The organism is Psychromonas sp. B3M02, from assembly GCF_003318165.1.
Taxonomy (GTDB): domain Bacteria; phylum Pseudomonadota; class Gammaproteobacteria; order Enterobacterales; family Psychromonadaceae; genus Psychromonas.
Genome location: NZ_QOCB01000048.1, coordinates 1 through 18,775 on the forward strand (window position 1 = coordinate 1; position 18,775 = coordinate 18,775).

Annotated in this window: 14 protein-coding genes; 9 read left to right on the forward strand and 5 right to left on the reverse strand. The window is 37.9% G+C overall.

Annotated elements, in window-relative coordinates:
• Nucleotides 1–285 precede the first annotated feature (285 nt).
• The 5 genes from DS885_RS06610 (at nt 286) to DS885_RS06630 (ending at nt 5,603) form a co-directional block, all read left to right on the forward strand.
• Nucleotides 286–1,242 carry a TRAP transporter substrate-binding protein gene (locus tag DS885_RS06610; protein WP_113818646.1) on the forward strand — a complete coding sequence of 319 codons (957 nt, stop codon included), beginning with the start codon at nt 286–288 and terminating at the stop codon, nt 1,240–1,242.
• 65 nt (nt 1,243–1,307) lie between these two features.
• On the forward strand, nt 1,308–1,784 hold the full coding sequence (locus DS885_RS06615; protein WP_113818647.1) for a TRAP transporter small permease: 477 nt from the start codon (nt 1,308–1,310) through the stop codon (nt 1,782–1,784).
• A gap of 20 nt (nt 1,785–1,804) precedes the next feature.
• On the forward strand, nt 1,805–3,112 hold the full coding sequence (locus tag DS885_RS06620) for a TRAP transporter large permease (protein WP_113818648.1): 1,308 nt from the start codon (nt 1,805–1,807) through the stop codon (nt 3,110–3,112).
• Between the two features lie 280 nt (nt 3,113–3,392).
• A complete protein-coding gene (locus DS885_RS06625) occupies nt 3,393–5,057 on the forward strand; it encodes a methyl-accepting chemotaxis protein (protein ID WP_113818649.1) in 1,665 nt (554 codons plus the stop codon).
• Between the two features lie 150 nt (nt 5,058–5,207).
• Nucleotides 5,208–5,603, forward strand: a complete 396-nt coding sequence (locus DS885_RS06630; protein WP_113818650.1) for an ATP-binding protein — start codon at nt 5,208–5,210, stop codon at nt 5,601–5,603.
• Between the two features lie 43 nt (nt 5,604–5,646).
• On the opposite strand, the gene DS885_RS06635 is transcribed toward DS885_RS06630, so the two are convergent.
• On the reverse strand, nt 5,647–7,026 hold the full coding sequence (locus DS885_RS06635) for an ATP-binding cassette domain-containing protein (RefSeq protein WP_113818651.1): 1,380 nt from the start codon (nt 7,024–7,026) through the stop codon (nt 5,647–5,649).
• Nucleotides 7,027–7,296: 270 nt separating this feature from the next.
• On the opposite strand from DS885_RS06635, the gene DS885_RS06640 reads away from it, so the two are divergent.
• From DS885_RS06640 to DS885_RS06650, 3 genes are all read left to right on the forward strand, one after another.
• Nucleotides 7,297–8,301 carry an ABC transporter substrate-binding protein gene (locus DS885_RS06640; protein ID WP_113818652.1) on the forward strand — a complete coding sequence of 335 codons (1,005 nt, stop codon included), beginning with the start codon at nt 7,297–7,299 and terminating at the stop codon, nt 8,299–8,301.
• 150 nt (nt 8,302–8,451) lie between these two features.
• Nucleotides 8,452–9,342 (forward strand): ABC transporter permease, encoded by an 891-nt coding sequence (locus tag DS885_RS06645; protein ID WP_113818653.1) that lies wholly within the window; start codon nt 8,452–8,454, stop codon nt 9,340–9,342.
• Nucleotide 9,343: 1 nt separating this feature from the next.
• Nucleotides 9,344–10,588 carry a quaternary amine ABC transporter ATP-binding protein gene (locus tag DS885_RS06650; RefSeq protein WP_113818654.1) on the forward strand — a complete coding sequence of 415 codons (1,245 nt, stop codon included), beginning with the start codon at nt 9,344–9,346 and terminating at the stop codon, nt 10,586–10,588.
• 77 nt (nt 10,589–10,665) lie between these two features.
• Here DS885_RS06650 and DS885_RS06655 read toward each other — a convergent pair whose 3' ends face one another.
• From DS885_RS06655 to DS885_RS06665, 3 genes are read right to left on the reverse strand one after another with little or no spacing between them, the layout of a single operon-like run.
• On the reverse strand, nt 10,666–12,069 hold the full coding sequence (locus DS885_RS06655; RefSeq protein ID WP_113818655.1) for an efflux transporter outer membrane subunit: 1,404 nt from the start codon (nt 12,067–12,069) through the stop codon (nt 10,666–10,668).
• A 2-nt stretch (nt 12,070–12,071) separates the two neighbouring features.
• Nucleotides 12,072–14,012, reverse strand: a complete 1,941-nt coding sequence (locus DS885_RS06660) for a MacB family efflux pump subunit (protein ID WP_113818656.1) — start codon at nt 14,010–14,012, stop codon at nt 12,072–12,074.
• A 3-nt stretch (nt 14,013–14,015) separates the two neighbouring features.
• Nucleotides 14,016–15,200 carry an efflux RND transporter periplasmic adaptor subunit gene (locus DS885_RS06665; protein WP_113818657.1) on the reverse strand — a complete coding sequence of 395 codons (1,185 nt, stop codon included), beginning with the start codon at nt 15,198–15,200 and terminating at the stop codon, nt 14,016–14,018.
• Between the two features lie 402 nt (nt 15,201–15,602).
• On the opposite strand from DS885_RS06665, the gene DS885_RS06670 reads away from it, so the two are divergent.
• The gene (locus DS885_RS06670) at nt 15,603–16,475 is read left to right on the forward strand and encodes a crotonase/enoyl-CoA hydratase family protein (RefSeq protein ID WP_113818658.1); all 873 of its coding nucleotides are present in this window, start codon (nt 15,603–15,605) and stop codon (nt 16,473–16,475) included.
• Between the two features lie 20 nt (nt 16,476–16,495).
• Here the strand turns inward: DS885_RS06670 and DS885_RS06675 are convergent.
• Nucleotides 16,496–18,775: hybrid sensor histidine kinase/response regulator (locus DS885_RS06675; protein WP_181817713.1), on the reverse strand; the 2,280-nt coding region annotated here is incomplete at its 5' end.

Genomic DNA, 18,775 nt, shown 5'->3' on the forward strand with positions numbered 1-18,775 from the left:
ATCCACAAGTCCCTGTATTTCTCTTTTCTTGATTGTTTTAAGTTATTGAAAATATAGTTTTAATTTAAATTCAGTGTGTTAGTTATCATTTTTGATTTTATTTATACTAATAACTAGATTGTGGTGACAAAGATCTGATTTTTAAATAAGTAAAAGTGACAAGTGTCATAGGAATATATTTTGTTATTGTAATACTTAATGTTCTTTGTAATATCTGCGTTGTTTGTCATGAAGCATTAATGATGCTCATAAAATATTGCTACTTTAAATAAGGAAATGAAGACAATGAAAAAGATACTGTTACCTTTACTTACTACCTTACTTCTTACGCCAAGTGTTTATGCAAAAACATTAAACCTAGGTCACGCGATGTCATTAGAAAGTGCAGCGCATAAAGGCATGGTGATCATGGCTGAAAAAGTAAAAGAGAAGTCCGATGGTGAGTTAACTATTCGTATATTTCCGAATGCACAGCTAGGTTCAGAGCGCGATCAAGCTGAACAGGTAGTCACTGGCGCGATTGATATGGCTAAAATTAATGGTGGTTTAGCAGAGTCTTTTGAGCCAACGTTTAAAGTAAATGCATTACCTTTCTTATTCCGTGATGTACCACACATGAGAAAATTCATGAAAAGTGACGTGGCCGAAGAGATGTTGATGTCAAGTAAAGGCAAAGGCTTTATTGGATTAACTTTTTATGATTCAGGTACGCGTAGTTTTTATGCAAAAAAAGCAATTAACTCACCAGCTGATCTTGCGGGTATGAAAGTACGTGTACCTGGTTCTCCAACTATGATCGAAATGGTTAACTTATTAGGTGGTAAAGCAACACCTGTTCCATTCACTGAGGTTTACACAGCACTGCAACAAGGTGTAATCGATGGCGCAGAAAACAACATATCTAGTTTAGTTGAAATGAAGCATAGTGAAGTGGCTAAATTTTACTCGATGGATCAACATTTAATGACACCTGATGTGATCATCATTTCTGAAAACTCATTTAACTCGTTAACACCTGAAGAGCAAAAAATACTAAAAGAAGCGGCTGCAGAATCTCTTGAAGAACAAATCAAGATTTGGGATGCAACTGATGAGATGAATAAAGCGAAAGGTATTGAAGCCGGTGTTACATTTGTTGAAGTAGATAAAGCCCCGTTCCGTGCAGCAGTTAAACCTATGATTGATGAAGCTAAAAAAGATCCTAAATTAGCCGGTTATATTGAAAAAATTGAAGCGCTTTAAATAAGTAATAGTAAAACTATCATTTTGCTCTGGCTTTGCTAGAGCAAAATTTTTGAGGTATAGACATGTTAATAACGTTAAGAAAGCTGCTTGATAGAGTCATTCTTGGTATTTCTTCCCTTGCATTGATGCTGCTGGTGGTTACGGTCACTTGGCAAGTATTTAGTCGTTATGTATTAAACGATCCCAGTAATTGGACTGATGAGCTTTCCCGTTACATTATGGTGTGGCTTGGTTTATTAGGTGGCAGTTATTTATTTGGAGCAAAAGGGCACTTAGCTATTACCTTGCTTGATAATTATCTCAAAGGCAAACCACATATAGCATTACAATTATTGATCAATGCGATTTGCTTTTCCTTTGTATCTTTAGCCATGTTAAAAGGTGGCTTAGCATTGATGGAAAGAACAACACAGCAATTATCACCTGCATTACAACTTCCGATGTCTACTGTTTATTCAATATTACCCATTTCAGCAGTCATTATTTTGATTTATTTAGTTTTAAATACCCTAGATTTATTTAAAAACAAAACAGTATAAAATTTAAAAGGATTTCTATTATGGACTTGTCCATTGGTGTTTGGTTGTTATGCCTATTTTTATTCATGATTGCGATAAGCGTTCCAATTGCGGTAGCAATTGCAATGTCATCATTAACTATCATGTATTTTATTTTACCTTTTGATGTGGCAAGTATTACCGCAGGTCAAAAAATTATTACCGGCATCGATAGCTTTAGTTTGTTAGCTATTCCCTTCTTTATTCTCGCCGGTAACATTATGAATGTTGGCGGTATTGCCGGGCGATTAATTAATCTCGCTAAACTTATGGTAGGTTGGATCCCAGGTTCTTTATTACATGTAAATATTTTTGCCAACATGATGTTTGGCGCAGTTTCAGGGTCTGCCGTCGCGGCAGCTGCTGCGGTAGGTAAAACCTTAGGTCCTGAATTAGAAAAAGAGGGCTACGATAAAAATCTCGCCACCGCTGTTAATGTGGCTTCATGTCCTGCAGGTTTATTAATTCCACCAAGTAATTCATTAATTGTCTTTTCAGTTGTATCTGGTGGTACCTCCGTCGCAGCATTATTTATTGCTGGATACGTGCCGGGTATCTTGATGGGATTAAGCTGTATGGTTGTTGCTTACTTTATTGCTAAGAAAAAGGGCTATAAAACCAGTGCCAATGATGGCTTCACAGTAAGAGACGTATTACGTATCATTTGGCAGGCGATTCCAAGTTTAGGGCTTATCTTTGTGGTAATAGGCGGTATTATCGGCGGTGTCTTTACAGCAACGGAAGGGGCTTGTATTGCGGTGTTGTATTCCTTTGGCTTGTCACTCTGTTATCGAACATTGAAGTGGTCGCATTTCTCGAAAATTTGTAATGAGACAACACAAATTACTGGCATCATGTTGTTCCTGATTGGTGCTTCAACCATCATGTCTTGGGCAATGGCTTTCACTGGTTTGCCAACCATGATCAGTGATTGGATGTTATCGATTTCTGATAACCCGATTATCATCTTTATTTTGATGAATATTATCTTACTGATTATTGGTATGTTCATGGATTTAACGCCGGCGGTATTAATCTTCACACCAATCTTTATGCCAATTGCTACCACACTGGGCATGGATCCGATTCACTTTGCCATGATGATTATCTTTAATTTATGTATTGGCATTGCAACACCACCGGTTGGAACTGCACTGTTTGTTGGCTGTAGCGTCAGTGGCACTAAAATTGAAAATGTAATAAGAAGTATTATGCCGTTCTGTGCGGTGTTGATTGTCACCTTATTATTAATTACCTTTATTCCTGAAATCAGTTTATTCCTGCCAAGGTTTTTTGGCTTAATTAGCTAACTTGGTTTAATTAACTAAGTAATATACCGATTCATCTTTATAGCCAACTTTAATAGTTGGCTTTTTTATTGCTTATGAATTCCTATTAACATTATAAAGTCAGTGATGTGACGTTTTTAAAGAGATAACTTATTTACTTACAGCGGTACATCACAGTTTTCTGACATTTTATAAAAAGTTCGTAATTAAGATGAGACGTATTTGAAATTTGCCAATATACTCTAAAAAAATAACCCTCTTTAGGTACTTTGTTATCCCTTTGTAAGGGAATGGAATCTACATGAATAAATTAACCATGCTTCAAAAATTACTTTTACTCACACTAATCCCGCTAATCAGTATTTTAGCTTTGTTATCCTTTATCTCGTTTTCACTGGAGAAGAAAGGTTTAGAGGATAACATCGCAGAGTTTCGTAGCGCATTGATTAAAGAACGAGAGCAGCAACTTAGGGAGATTACGGAAGTGGCATCAAATGTTGTGTCGCATCAGTTATCTTTACCTAATCAAGGTGATGTTAACGCTGCTCTTCGTGATCTTCGTTTTGGTAATGCGGGTTACTTTTATATTTACGACACAAAAGGTGTCAATATCTTCCATGCCATTAAACCGGAGTTAGAAGGTAAAAACCTGATTGATTTAACGGATACTAAAGGCAACAAGCTTATTGTTGGTTTGTTAAATGCGGCGCAAAAAGGGAATGGTGTTTATTCATTTTATTTTCAAAAACCAGGATCTCAGGAGCAGTTTGAAAAACTAGGCTTTGCTGCCATGGTGCCTAATACCAATTGGATGATTGGTACCGGTGCTTATATTGATGATATTCAAGCGGTGATTGATACATACAGTAAAACTGCCACTGCAACATTACAAGATAAGTTATGGCTCATTTTATATATTGCGATTGCCTTAATTGTATTAACCATTGTGATTGTTGTATTTGCTGCTTCTAGAATGGTTAGACCCATTAAAGGTATGGCTGATAACCTGAATGATATTGCGCAAGGTGAAGGTGACTTAACATTACGTCTGCAGATTAACGGGCAAGATGAGATTGCACAACTAGGACGTTCGTTTAACTTATTTGTAGATAAATTACAAAATACCATTAGCGATATTAACACAGCGACCTTAGGGATTAATCAAGCCGGTCGTGATATGAATTCACAAAGCTCTGAAATTGCATCACAGTTACAGCATCATAATAATGAAACAGAGCAAGTGGTATCGGCGATCACTGAAATGTCATCCACAGCCAATGAAGTGGCTAATAATACCAACCAAGTAGCCGAAGCGACGCAAGCAGTGACATTAGATGTAATGAATGCGCAAGAGTGTGTTGAAACTTCGTTATCGGAAGTGACTGCATTAGTTGAAGAGATTAATGGCGCTGCAAGTAGTGTGACAGCATTAAGTGACCAGTCACAAAAAATTAATCAGGTATTAAGTGTGATTGGCGCGATTGCTGAACAAACTAACTTATTAGCCTTGAATGCGGCCATTGAAGCTGCACGAGCAGGTGAGCAAGGGCGAGGTTTTGCGGTGGTTGCCGATGAAGTACGTAGCTTAGCAAGTCGTACTCAACAAAGTACCTTAGAGATAAATGAAATGCTTGATGAGTTACATCGATTAGTGAAAGTATCAGTTAATGCTATGTCTTTAAGTCAAGAGCGCAGCACTCGCACTGTCGATTCATCTCGTACTATTTCTGAAAGTCTAGTATCAGTGACTAACTCTATTACTTCTATCAATGATATGAGTACACAAATTGCAACAGCTACCACTGAGCAAAGCTCGGTAACGGAAGAGATTAATCGTAATATTTATGAAATCCAAAATATTGTGAATAGCTTAACGTCGAGCAGTGTTGAGGCTGAAAAAATTGCCAGTGATGTATTGTCAGAAGGTGGCAAGTTAGAAAAGTTGGTGGGGCAATTTAAAATTTAACCTGATTAAATTCTTACCTTTTATTAAGTGACCTAACTGAGCTGTCTGTTAGGCCACTTGTTTATCTCAAACACTGTCATTAAAATAAGCTGCTTGTGCCAATCACAATCAAACCATTTTCATTTACTTTTCTTATGATGAAGCGTCTTCATGTCTCAACTTACACTTACTTTAATCAGAGGTTTACCGGGAAGTGGCAAAAGTACACTTGCTAAAAAACTGCTCCAAGAAGCTCAACAGAATACGCTGCATGTTGAAGCTGATATGTACTTTATTGATCGAGGTGGGGTTTATCAGTTTCAGCCAGAAAAGTTATCGGAAGCGCATCACTGGTGCCAACAACAATCTTTGATGGCCTTAAAAAACAAACAAAATGTGATCGTTGCAAATACCTTTGTTAAGCGTTGGGAAATGAAGTTCTATGAGCAGTTAGCGACGCGCTTTAATGCAAGATTGAAAGTGATTAACTGCGCAGGAAAGTTTACTAATATCCATGAGGTGCCTGAGCCTGTTATTGCAAAAATGCGTAAAAATTGGCAAGTCTAAAACAACTAGACTTATCAATTTTATGTTTTATATACAGAGGTGTTTATAAAGTAATATGCTGCTCAAAAATGGATAAAAATTCATCTTTACGGTGGCTAACCAGTAACATGGTACTGTGTTGTTGAGTTGCTAAATGCTCTAAGAAGTTCAGTACGCGATGACGGTTTAATTCATCTAACCCCTGTGTTGGCTCATCTAATATAAGCAGGTAAGGGGACTTCACTAATGCTCTGGCAATCAAGGCTAATCGTTGCTCTCCATAGCTTAAACTTTGGAAAGGTGTTTTTTGTTTATCTTGCATGCCAATTTTAGTTAACCATTGTTCCGCAAGATCAATATGGGCTGCACTTGGTTGTTGATAAACACCAATGGAATCATAAAACCCCGATAAAATGACGCTGAGTAGATCACTATTGATGCGATATTGTCTGTGTAACTCTGAACTGACAATCCCCATATTCTCTTTGACTTGCCAAATGGTTTCGCCTGACCCACGTTGATAGCCTAATACCTGAATGTCATTGCTATAACATTGTGCGCAATCACCGGTAATTAATTGCATTAAAGTAGACTTACCGCTGCCGTTAGGTCCTGTAATTAACGTATGTTGTAGTGGTTTAATGGTCACATCAAGGTCTTCAAATACGTTAACGTCGTTGTAATGCACTTTGCCTTTATTCAATTTAACTAGGTAAGGGTGTTTAAAATCAGCTAACTCACATTGATTTTCTGGCCATTGTGTATGATCCGGTGTTGGCGTTAACAATGCATCGAGTTGTTGTTGAGTTTGCGGATCCGTCAATTCGCCAATTTCCGTTAAATAGCCACGCTCAATAAAGGCGATATGGTTACACCATACGGGGATATCTTGACGGTTATTAAGCATCAGCAAAACATTAACACCACTTTCATTGAGTTTGTGTAATGCTTGCGATAGCGCTTCACAGGAGCCTACATCTAAACTATCAAAAGGGTTGTCACAGACTAATAACTCAATGCCGCTGAAAATAGCCTGTAGCATTAATAACTTCCTACTTTCCCCCGTACTTAACTTCAAATAGCCTGTGTCCATGCGGTGCGCTAAACCAAATTCAGTAATTAATGGATCTTGCCATTTATTTTTAGGTAAAAAATCGCGTGCTTTAGTAGGCGCTTGTTCAAGGTCAACAAAATCTGGCGCTTCAATATCCAGTGTATTTTCGTAGGTGGCTTGCTGCTGTTCAAAAGAGATAAGACCTATTTTATCAGGTTTAGGTAGTTGTAATGTATCGACTTGTTGTACGTCTAAAATACCTTGAAATAGTTGATTAATATATTGCTTACCTGAACCATTTTTACCTAATACACACCAGCTTTGATTAGGTGCTATTTGCCATTGTTTAATATTTAATTTTGGATGAACTAAATTTCTAATTTTTATCATAAATAATGCCGGTTAAGTGTACTGAAAAAGTGAAAAATATTGTGCCATAAACAGAGCTTATGAGTAAGAGAGAAAGGTCGCTTTTCTAGCCATATTTAGGCGCGATTAAATAAAAGTTATTGAAAAATAATGCTTTATTTATCATTCGTTTGGGCGCGTATTGTCGCTTCTCAGGAAGCTCATCTTCATATCAACACCATTTTAGTGTATGATACAAGCGATTTTTGTAAAAAATTCGTTTTAAATTCATTAGTTAATAAGGATATTAATATGCGTAAAATCATCTCCTCTTCTATCTTACTTGCTTGTGCTTCGTTTACGTTGCCAGCCGCTGCAAGTGGATGTGGCAAAGTCACAATTGCGGATATGAATTGGGCCTCTGCAACTGTTGTTGCTAACGTTGATCGTTTCATCCTCGAGCATGGTTTTGGTTGTGATGCTGAGCTAGTACCTGGCGATACCATGCCAACGGGTGCAGCTATGATTGAAAAAGGTCAACCTGATATTGCTCCGGAATTTTGGAGTAACTCAATGCGTGACGCATTAGATAAAGGTGTTGCTGAAGGTCGTATTCGTTATGCGGGTACAACTTTGACCGATGGCGGTGAAGAAGGTTTCTGGGTACCAGCTTATATGGTTGAGAAAGATCCATCTTTAGCAACTATCGAAGGTATTAAAGCCAATGCTAAGCTGTTTAAGCACCCTGAAGATCCTGATAAATCAGGCTTTATGGGATGTCCTGCTGGCTGGAACTGTCAAATTTCAACAAGTCAATTGTTTACCGCGCTTGATTTAGAGTCAGTTGGGTTTGAATTATTAGATCCAGGTTCTGGTGCTGGTCTATCTGGTTCAATTGCAAAAGCTTACGAACGTGAAGAAGCTTGGTTAGGCTACTACTGGGCACCAACCGCCGTTTTAGGTAAATATAAAATGGTTAAAGTAGACTTCGGTACAGGCATCGATAAACAAGAGTTTCTTAATTGTACAACTCAAATCGACTGTTTAACTCCTAAAGTGACTATGTATCCACCATCTGCTGTTGATTCAGTAGTGACGGAAGAGTTTGCTCAGCGCGCACCTGAAATCGTTAAATACTTAGAAGGTCGTGAGTACACTAACGAGCAAATGAATGGTTTATTAGCTTGGATAGAAGAAGAGCAAGCAGACGGTGACTACATCGTTGAGCACTTCTTAACTGACTATGAATCAACATGGACAACTTGGGTTGATGCACCAACAGCTGCAAAAATTAAAAAAGCATTAGCAGAGTTATAAATCCCCCACAATTAAGCCTAGTTTTTCTAGGCTTTTATCATTCTAGGTAAGTAAATAACCTTTATTTTCTTATAATGTCAGATGACCATCACATGGTTGGCTAGATATTTACCTAGGTTGGTTAAACATTTTTCAGGAGAGAAAAAGAAAATGTCAGACAAGTCATGGATCTCAGAAATCCCGCAACTTGATCGTAAAGAATTAAGAGACTTCAAAAAACTACTCGACGGTTTATTTCGAGACTTTTCACGAGAATACGGAGATGCAATACAATCCTTCTTCGACCCGCTATTAGCTACCCTCATTTGGTTTGAAAAATTATTATTATCTACCCCTTGGTGGTTGGTGATTGCTGTTGTTGCTGGTTTTGCTTATGCCGCTAGTCGTTCCTTCAAGTTAACTATCTCAGTGATAGTTGCCTTTTTGGTCATAGGTTATTTCGGCATGTGGGAAGATACCATGCGTACCATGAGTATGATCATCGTCTCAACCTTGCTAGCAATATTTATTGGGGTTCCGATAGGTGTTGCGATGGCGCGCTCTAATCGCATACAGTCTATTGTCACCCCTATTTTAGATGTGATGCAAACTATGCCTGCTTTTGTATACTTAATTCCGGTTGTTATGTTGTTAGGTATCGGTAAAGTGCCTGGGGTTATTGCTGTTATTATCTATGCAATCCCACCGGTTATTCGTTTAACCAACTTGGGGATACGCTTAGTTGATAAAGAAGTATTAGAAGCCGCCACCGCTTATGGAGCAAGTCCAATACAGCGTTTATTTGGTGTACAAATCCCATTAGCCATGCCCACGATAATGGCTGGTATTAATCAGACCATCATGATGGCATTAGCGATGGTGGTTATTGCATCTATGATTGGTGTTAAAGGCTTAGGACAACCGGTTTTACAAGCGATTAGTAATCAATACTTTACTCAAGGTTTATTAAATGGTCTTGCCATTGTTGCGTTAGCGATTATCTTTGATCGAATCTCCCAAAGTTATGCTAAACGTACATTACAGAATTTTGGAGACCAATAAGATGAGCACAACAGATAAAAAAGCACCGTTAATTAGTATTAAGAATCTATATAAAATTTTCGGTAAGAATGACAAAAAGGTGTTAGAAGAAGTAAAAGCAGGAAAATCTAAAGAGACCATTTTAGCTGAAACTGGCCATACGGTTGGTTTGGCGGATATTAATTTAGATATTTACCCTGGCGAAATATTTGTGATTATGGGGCTTTCTGGCTCAGGTAAATCAACATTAATCCGTCATTTTAATCGTCTTATTGACCCAACAGCAGGTGAGATCATTGTGTCTGGTGATGATGTGATGAAGCTCGATAATAAAGCCTTGCAAAAATTCCGTCGTAATAAAATGTCCATGGTATTCCAACGCTTTGGTTTAATGCCACATCGTACTGTACTCCATAATATTGCTTATGGTTTACAGGTACAGGGTGTGTCTAAAAAAGAACGTGAAGCGCGTGGTGAGGAGTGGTTAAAAACTGTGGGGTTAGACGGTTATGCTAACCAATACCCTGGGCAACTTTCAGGTGGTCAACAACAGCGTGTTGGCTTAGCGCGTGCGTTATGTACCGATGCGGATATTCTGTTAATGGATGAAGCCTTCTCGGCATTAGACCCATTGATCAGAAGTGAGATGCAAGATCAGCTCATTGAATTACAAGATAAGCTACATAAAACCATTGTATTTATCACCCATGATTTAGATGAAGCATTACGTATTGGTGATAAAATTGCCATTCTACGCGATGGCTTATTGATTCAACAGGGCACACCGGTGGATATTCTGCTCAATCCTGCAGACGATTATGTTGAAGCGTTTGTTAAAGATGTTAACCGAGCGCGTGCATTAACTGTTGAAACAGTGATGCAACCGCAAATTTGTCGTATCTCCAGTGAGAATATCGGTGAAGCGGTGATGCAGATGCGTAAATCTAAACACGATTACGGTTACGTAGTGAGTGACGATGGTTATCAAGGTGTGATCACACAAGAAACCTTAGAAGGTGTTGAGAAGAGTGATTACCATAATGAAATTACGGATGAGTTATTAGAAGATGTACCTTCGGTTCAAAGTGATGCATTACTAGAGTCTGTTATTTCAGATATGCTAGATAACGAGCATCCACTTGCTGTTGTGAATGATGAAGGCGAAGTAGAAGGGCATATATCGAGAAGTACTTTATCAGATATATTAAGTGACCAAGCTACAGAGGAAGTGTCTGAAGAGGAAGCTAAGCCGCTAGAAAAAGCTTAATTTCTTAATCCTCAATGCTAAAAAGCCTCCCTCATGAAACTCATGATGGAGGCTTTTTTACAATCGTTTTATAGTAACTAGTCTTCTGAAATAGTGACTTCAGGTGCAATATCTGACCCGCCTAATGCTTGATATAAGGTCGCTTGTATATTGAATTGATCGTAGCGGTTTTCTAAAATATCTTGCTCAGTATCACGTAAAGTATCTTGTGCGTCTAACCAGTCTTGAATGCCAATGGCACCATAACGATATTGACTGGCATAAATACGTTCAGCCGCGGCCGCAGCATTATATTGTTCTTGTAACCTTACACCTTGATACTGATATTGTTGTCTTGCAGAAATAGCATTATCTACTTCGCTGAATGCACCATATAAGGTATCACGATAGCTAACAATCGCCGATGCCACATCAATTTGTGATAGCTTTTTGTTTAGTTCCATCTCATTCCATTGCAGGAAAGGTAACATTAAGTTCGCGCCTAATGTGCCAATTGGATTGGATAATAGATCTTTGAGTTGATCAGAAGATGAGCCTATCGCGCCAGATAAAGTTAAACTCGGCAGATAACCTGCAAAAGTGGCATCCTTAGTCGCATAAGCAGATTTCAAACTGTAAAGCGCTGACTTCACATCTGGGCGACGAATTAAAAGGTCTGCGGGCACACCGGCTGCAATCATGGGGATATTGCCTTCAGGTAACTGGTTAATGGTGATGGGCATTTTCATTGGTGGTTGATTATATAAGATAGCCAATGCATTTTGTGCTTCAACAAGATCTTGTTGTAATTCACTATAGGAGACTTGTTGTTCTGCTAGACTGCGTTGCGATTCAAAAATATCCAGTTGAGTGACTGCGCCTGAGCGGTATTGGCTTTCAATAATCGCTAAGCTTTGTTTAGCTGATTGTATATTATCCTGGCTTAGGTCAATGCTTTGTTTGAGGTAGCCAATTTGCCAATATAAGGAGGCCGTCGTTGCAACTAAGCTTTGTGCAGTGCTTTCCCTGTCTTCGGCATTAGCAAAACTGGTCCATTTTGCAGCATCAACTTCAGAGGCGACACGCCCCCATAAGTCCAGTTCATAACTGATCGATAGGTCTGTACTGTAACTGCTGCTATTGTCACTGCTATGCAATGACGTATCACGACTCGCATCGGTACTTGAACTAAGTTGAAATGAACCTTCCGCTTCTGTTAACCCTGCTTTTAAACGGGCACTTCGTAAGGTCAGCGTTGCTAATGCCAAATCATTGTTACTGATTAATACTCGCTCAATCAGGGCATTTAGTTGCGGGTCATTGAAACGTTCCCACCAGGGATCAAGTTGAACTTGCTCAGTTACACTCAAGCTTTGCCAGCTTTCTGGAATAGCTACCGCAGGCTGGTAGTCCTGATTCGGCTGGGTGGAACTACAGCTACTAATGAACAATGTAGTAGCTAAAGCATAAGTGCAACGCAATAGTGAAGATGGTTTTATCATAATTATTCTCTCGCTAATGCATCAACAGGGTCAAGCTGCGCTGCATTTCGTGCTGGTAAAAATCCAAAAAGTACACCAATTAAGGTCGAACAGGCAAAGGCTGCAACAATTGAGCCCGTTGAATAAATCATTTGGAAATTACCGCCTGTAGAAGCAAAAATAAAGCCGATAAGGTAGGCGAGGGCAATACCAATAGCACCACCGCATAAACATACTAATACTGCTTCAATTAAAAACTGACGTAAAATATCACTTTGTCTCGCACCAACGGCCATTCTAACGCCTATTTCACGAGTCCGCTCAGTCACCGATACCAGCATGATATTCATGACACCAATACCACCGACAATTAATGAAATAACAGCAATGGCTGAAATTAATAGGGTCATGGTTTGTGTAGTTTTCTCGATACTCTGACGAATTGAATCGGTATTCACCGTAAAGAAGTCTTGACTACCGTGACGCATTTTTAACAGAGAGGTTATCCCTTGTTCAGCGGCACTACTTGATGCAGATTCATTAACCCTAACCGTAATGCTATCAAGGTAATTTTGATTGATCATACGACTGGCTACAGTGCTATATGGGATCCATACATTTAATGCATCACTATTCCGGAATGTGCTGGTTTTAGGTTTCGTGACACCAATAATACGTACGGGTAATTCGCCAAGGAAAATCACCTCACCAATTGCTGATTCATCTAAGAATAGTGCTTTACGAGTGTTATCATCAATGACGGCATCTTGCGATAAACTTGCTACATTACTTTCATCCCAGAATTGCCCTTCAGCAATTTCATAACCTTTAACACGAAAATAATCTGCCCCGACACCATTAAAGCTGGCTGATACACCTTGGTTTGCATAGCGGATCGTGCCTGAACTACTGATTGATGGAGTGACACTATCTACGTAGGTTAAATTTTTGAGTGCATCGCTATCCAATGAAGTTAGCGTACGTACTAGGTTTGAGCGTCGATCACCAAAGCCTGATCCGGGACGCACATCAATAGTATTGGTGCCCATCTCACTGATGTTTTTTAATACGGCTTGTTGTGATCCTTCCCCTAAAGCCACTACAGAGACTACAGAAGCGATACCAATAATGATGCCGAGCATGGTTAAAAAGGTACGTAAACGATGTGATGACATGGCTAATAAAGCCATTTTAAAGGCTTCAACATAACGACTAATGGTATTATTTTTGTTATTGTCAGCGTCAAGTTGAGGCAGGGTATTGGTTGTTTTAATCTGCTCTTTTTGTGCATCTCTGATGATCACACCATCTTTGATTTCGATGATGCGATCTGCAAAGTTAGCGACATCCATATCATGTGTAACTAAGATAATGGTATGTCCGTCATGATGCAGCTCCTGTAATAACTTCATCATTTCATCGCCGCTTTGGCTATCTAAAGCACCCGTAGGCTCATCGGCAAGAATAACATCACCACCATTCATCAACGCACGTGCAACACTGACGCGTTGTTGCTGACCACCACTTAATTCACCCGGTTTGTGGTCAAGTCGATCAGCTAAACCTAAACGAGTTAAAAGTGCACGTGCGCGACTGTCTCGTTCACTTTTATCTTTTCCAGCATAAATAGCTGGAATTTCTGCATTTTCAATAGCGTTTAGGTCGCCTAATAAATGGTAACGCTGAAAAATAAAACCAAAATGCTCACGACGCAGTTGAGCTAACTGGTCAGCATCCATCTGAGAGGTATCTTGGCCATTGATAAAGTAACTACCTTGGCTAGGTTTATCTAAACAACCTAATATATTCATTAAGGTTGATTTACCTGAGCCTGATGCGCCAACAATCGCGACCATTTCGCCACGTTTAATGGATAAATTAACATTATTTAATACCGTTAGTTTTTGATCTCCCGCTGCGAAGGAGCGGAATACGCCAGAGATCGCTAATAGAGGATTATCCATGGTTTAAAACCCCATTGGTGAACGCGGTTTACGTGTGCGTGATGGGGAGTTCGCGGCCGCGGAGCCAACTACTATTTGTTCGCCTTCTGCTAAACCCTCGGTTACTTCTGTATAAATCTTATTGTTGATGCCTACTTGCACATCTTTATAGGTTACTTGATCGTTTTCTAGTATAGGTACTTGGTAACGTACTGGACGACCTGGTCGCTTTTGTACTACTTGTGAAGGCACTAAAAGTACGTTGTCCGCTTTATTTAATACAATGGATACCTGTGCTGTCATGCCAATACGTAAGACACCATCTGGATTTGCTACTTCAAAAAGGCCATTATAATAGATGGCGTCTGAATCACTGGATTCCATGTCACTATCGTCACCATCCATTGAGGTTGGGCCTGGCTCAATAGCGCGTAAAATACCTTCATAACGTTTGTTTGGTTGACCTAAAATGGTGAAATAGACAGCTTGACCTGGACGTGTATTGATGACATCTGCTTCGGAAATTTGTGCTTGTATGGTCATTTTACTGAGGTCTGCCAATTCGACTAAAGTGGGGGTCGTTTGGCTAGCATTAACGGTTTGGCCTACTTCTACAGAGTTGTAAACCACAACACCTTCCATTGGCGCTTTGATTACCGTATAGCCTAGGTCTAACTCCGCACTTGCAATGCTGAGCTTATCTTGTACTTGTTCTGCTTTTAATTGATCCAGCTCTGCCTTATAAACCGCTAAATCAGCTTCAGCAGTTTCATAGTCCTCTTTAGAGCTAGCATTATCTTTAAACATCGATTTTTGACGATTAAAGGCTTTTTGCGCTTGCGTAATTTGTGCTTGTTTCGCTTTATATTCGGCATTGGTAATGGCAAGAGAGGCCTTTGCCGTTTCTAACGCATTTTTTTGCGTTAAATTATCGATTTCTGCAATTAAGTCACCTTTATTAACATGCTCGCCAAGGGGCACAGGTAAACTGATAACTTGCCCCGATACCTGTGAACCCACGCTCACTAATTTAGAAGCTTGTAACATACCTATTGCCAGTACGCTATTTTCAATATTCCCTCGCTGTACGGGCTGCGTAGCATAACCTTGTTCAGGTGGTGTTGAATTAAAAAAATACAGGGCGCTAGCGATGATTAGAATAGTGGCAATGACCACGATAGCTAACATATTTTTAGTTGTTTTTTTCATGGGTAAAGGGTCCATAAGGCATTAAAGGTATCAGCAAATTAATTATGAAAGTCTTTGAGCTCGGTGAAATACATATCAGCGACATAAGTAGCATTTATTAATAGTAACGTATCATTGAACGACTATTTATCATGTGCTTATGATGCTTTCATTAATCATTGTATCAAGTAAACAGCATAATTATTACGATGCTAAAGAATAGCGAGTTAAGAGATGGTTAAGAAAAAGTGTTGTTGAAAAAGTAAACTATAAATTTAAAGTAACTAATTGATATATCGTCAATATTGGTCAGTTTAACCGCATTTTATATTGGTACACTTTAAGTGCATTTGTCAATTCAGATAAATGTGCGATTCAAATAATAGTTTGGGTCGATTAAACATCTTTAAAGGAAATATAAAAATGAATAATTTAGCACGTGTAACTGAACTACAAACATCTAATAAAAAGGTATCTTCGCAACACCAATATTCTCAATTATCGGTTTATTATGATGCGAAATATAAAGCAGGTTGGTATTACATGCACGCAAGTCCTCGTCCTTGTTTTACCGCTCAATTATTAGATGAAATAAATCAATATCAGGATTTTGTTAAATTAGAAATGAAAGCTAGTTTGCAACAAAAATACAATTATTTAATACTTAGTTCGGATATTGAAGGTATTTTTAATTTAGGAGGGGATTTAGCAGTATTTCAAAAACTGATTCAAGTTGGTGATAAAGATAGTTTATTAAATTACGCTATTAAATGTATTGATGTTCTTTACAATAATATCGTCCACCTTGAATCAGAATTAACGACTATTGCTTTAGTAAAAGGAGATGCATTAGGTGGAGGGTTTGAAGCTGCTTTATCAAGTAATCTATTAATTGTTGAAGAAGGTGTAAAGATGGGCTTGCCAGAGGTCTTGTTTAACTTATTTCCAGGCATGGGAGCTTACTCTTTATTGAGTCGAAAAGTTGGTAAAGCAAAAGCAGAAGCAATTATATTAAGTGGAAAATTATATTCTGCTGAAGAGTTATTTGATCTCGGTATTGTTGACATTTTAGCTAAAAAAGGAGAGGGGGAGATGGAAGTTTACCGTTATATTAATTCTGCAGATAAGAGGGAAAATAGTTATCAAGCGATAAGAAAAGTGAAAGATATTATCGATCCAATTACATATCAAGAATTAATTGATATAACAAAAATATGGGTTGATTCAGCATTAAATATAAATGATAAAGACTTGCGAATGATGAATAAATTAGTGATGCGTCAAAACGTAAAATAAGCTTAATTTACTAGTTATATTTATTCTGGTGAATTTTTAATTAAAATAGCATTTAGAGCTTCTACTGTTTTATTATAGGTGAGCTCTATTTCTTTAACTAAAGTTGACAGTTTATTGCTATTAAGGTCGTAAGGTTTATAAGATTCTCCTTTTGCACAAATTTCTGCCAACCCCTCGGCTCCTAACTCAGTTGCAGCACCTTTAAGGGCATGTAACGATTCCCTTAATTGTAAGTAATCATTAAAACAGGCTGTTTTTAGGTGTTTAATATGTTTGTTACCATCTTTAATGAAACCAGCAATCAGTTGATTCATAAACTGATGATCTTCGCCTAAAGCAAATAGTTCGTTGAGCGTATCTAAATTGCACCACTGGTTCTCAATCTCTTTTTCATGGTTAATAACTGGTGATGGCTCAATACTTTTTACTTTATCTATTTTAATTTTAGAAACTGACGATGCAGCTTGAGTTTTTGGTCGTATAGATTGAGATACAACGGCTATTTTTTCTAATAGGTCATGTGAATCTATTGGCTTTGTTAAAAACTCATTGACGCCTAAACTCAGCGCAAGCTTTCTAGCGTCCGTAGTTGCATCTGCGGTTAACATGAACACTGGTAATTGCTTCTTGGTATCTATAAATTGCAGTGCTTTAATCGCCTCATCACCAGAACATTTAGGCATATTTTTATCAACAATAAATAAGTCTATTTCATCAAACTGTTTAGTAATCACATCTAAAGCTTGTTCTCCATCATCTACAAGAATAATGGTATGTCCTGCACGTTTTAAAATACCTGCAATAACTTGTTGGTTAACTTTGTTGTCTTCTGCGACTAAAATGGTTAATTGCTTAGCATTTTCTTGTGCAGCATAAAACTCATTAAATGAGACAATATTAGTGGCTTCTTGAGCTTTCTTATTTAAACAAAAATATAAAGCATTAAAGACTTCTCTATTATCCTGTAGGTCTACTATTGTTCTAGTCACTCTGTTTTTAATTGTATTTGACCTTGAAAGGAGTGAAGGCGGGGCCAGTAAAATAATAGAAAAGTTTGTACCATCAGTTTCTGCCTTTACACTGTCTAAAAATTGTTTCAGCGATGTGATTGAAGGTAAGCTTAAACTATCAATAATAATGGTTTTATAAGGTTTTTTTTGGATTAAGCTTTGCGATAATAGTGTGAGGCTTTGTTCAGCTGATTGAGAAAAAGTCGCTTTTATATGCCAGGTATCTAAGAATAATTGGATCGTTTGTTGAGTTTTAGGCGTGCCTAAAATTAATAAGTTACTATTATTTATTTTTTTCAAAGGGTTCGGAGTCAGATTAAAAGGAAGTTCAAACCAGAAGGTCGAGCCTTGTCCTAGCTCACTGCTAACCCCAATTTCTCCTCCCATCAGCTCAACCAACTCTTTTGAAATGGTCGTACCCAATCCTGAACCACCAATATGACGGTCTGTTGTTTCTCCGACTTGGGTAAAATCATTAAAAACAGTATTTAATGCACTTTTTTCAATCCCTACACCAGTATCAATGATTTCAAATCTGAGTGTGGTTGATTTCTCTGTGCGAGTTATTGTTTCAATATTTAGTATGATGGTTCCTTGGTCGGTAAACTTGACGGCATTACCAATTAAGTTAACAAGTACTTGGCGGAGATATTGTTGGTCTCCTATTAAAATGTAGGGGATATTGCTTGCGATGGAAGACTTTATCTCTAGTGACTTTGCTTTTGCTATCAGTTTTTGTGTCGCCATAACTGAATTAATAACAGAATGAAGATCAAAAGTATTTTCTGAAATAATTATTTTACCTGCCTCAATTTTAGAGATATCGAGCACTTTTTCTATTAAACCCAGTAATATTTTGGCTGAACTTTGCATAGTATGAACTAAACTACGCTGTTCATCTTCAAGTTTAGTCTCTTTTAATAAATCACTAATTCCTAGCACACCATTCAAAGGCGTTCTTAATTCATGAGACATATTAGCTAAAAATCGACTTTTAGCCTGATTTGCTTTTTCAGCCATATTGATTGCTGAATATAGTTTATTAATTAAAAAGATTGAATATAATGGGATTAATGTGATTATAAGTAATAAACTAATTGAGAGATTTAGATTGTTTTGCCAATACTCGCTCAAATAAATAGTTGTTATAAAACTGGCTAACCCTACTATAAGTGATGTATATAAATAATTGATACCGAATCTAAATCCATTTCCTAAGATGACCCATAAATAAAATACAAATAAATATATAGCTTGTTCGCCTGCGATTCCCAATAGGATAGATAAAGG

Coding starts and splice junctions, on each gene's coding strand:
- DS885_RS06645 (WP_113818653.1), top strand. CDS start 8,452: ATGTCAGACAAGTCATGGATCTCAGAAATCCCGCAACTTGATCGTAAA.
- DS885_RS06650 (WP_113818654.1), top strand. CDS start 9,344: ATGAGCACAACAGATAAAAAAGCACCGTTAATTAGTATTAAGAATCTA.
- DS885_RS06625 (WP_113818649.1), top strand. CDS start 3,393: ATGAATAAATTAACCATGCTTCAAAAATTACTTTTACTCACACTAATC.
- DS885_RS06670 (WP_113818658.1), top strand. CDS start 15,603: ATGAATAATTTAGCACGTGTAACTGAACTACAAACATCTAATAAAAAG.
- DS885_RS06630 (WP_113818650.1), top strand. CDS start 5,208: ATGTCTCAACTTACACTTACTTTAATCAGAGGTTTACCGGGAAGTGGC.
- DS885_RS06620 (WP_113818648.1), top strand. CDS start 1,805: ATGGACTTGTCCATTGGTGTTTGGTTGTTATGCCTATTTTTATTCATG.
- DS885_RS06615 (WP_113818647.1), top strand. CDS start 1,308: ATGTTAATAACGTTAAGAAAGCTGCTTGATAGAGTCATTCTTGGTATT.
- DS885_RS06640 (WP_113818652.1), top strand. CDS start 7,297: ATGCGTAAAATCATCTCCTCTTCTATCTTACTTGCTTGTGCTTCGTTT.
- DS885_RS06610 (WP_113818646.1), top strand. CDS start 286: ATGAAAAAGATACTGTTACCTTTACTTACTACCTTACTTCTTACGCCA.
- DS885_RS06655 (WP_113818655.1), bottom strand. CDS start 12,069: ATGATAAAACCATCTTCACTATTGCGTTGCACTTATGCTTTAGCTACT.
- DS885_RS06635 (WP_113818651.1), bottom strand. CDS start 7,026: ATGATAAAAATTAGAAATTTAGTTCATCCAAAATTAAATATTAAACAA.
- DS885_RS06660 (WP_113818656.1), bottom strand. CDS start 14,012: ATGGATAATCCTCTATTAGCGATCTCTGGCGTATTCCGCTCCTTCGCA.
- DS885_RS06665 (WP_113818657.1), bottom strand. CDS start 15,200: ATGAAAAAAACAACTAAAAATATGTTAGCTATCGTGGTCATTGCCACT.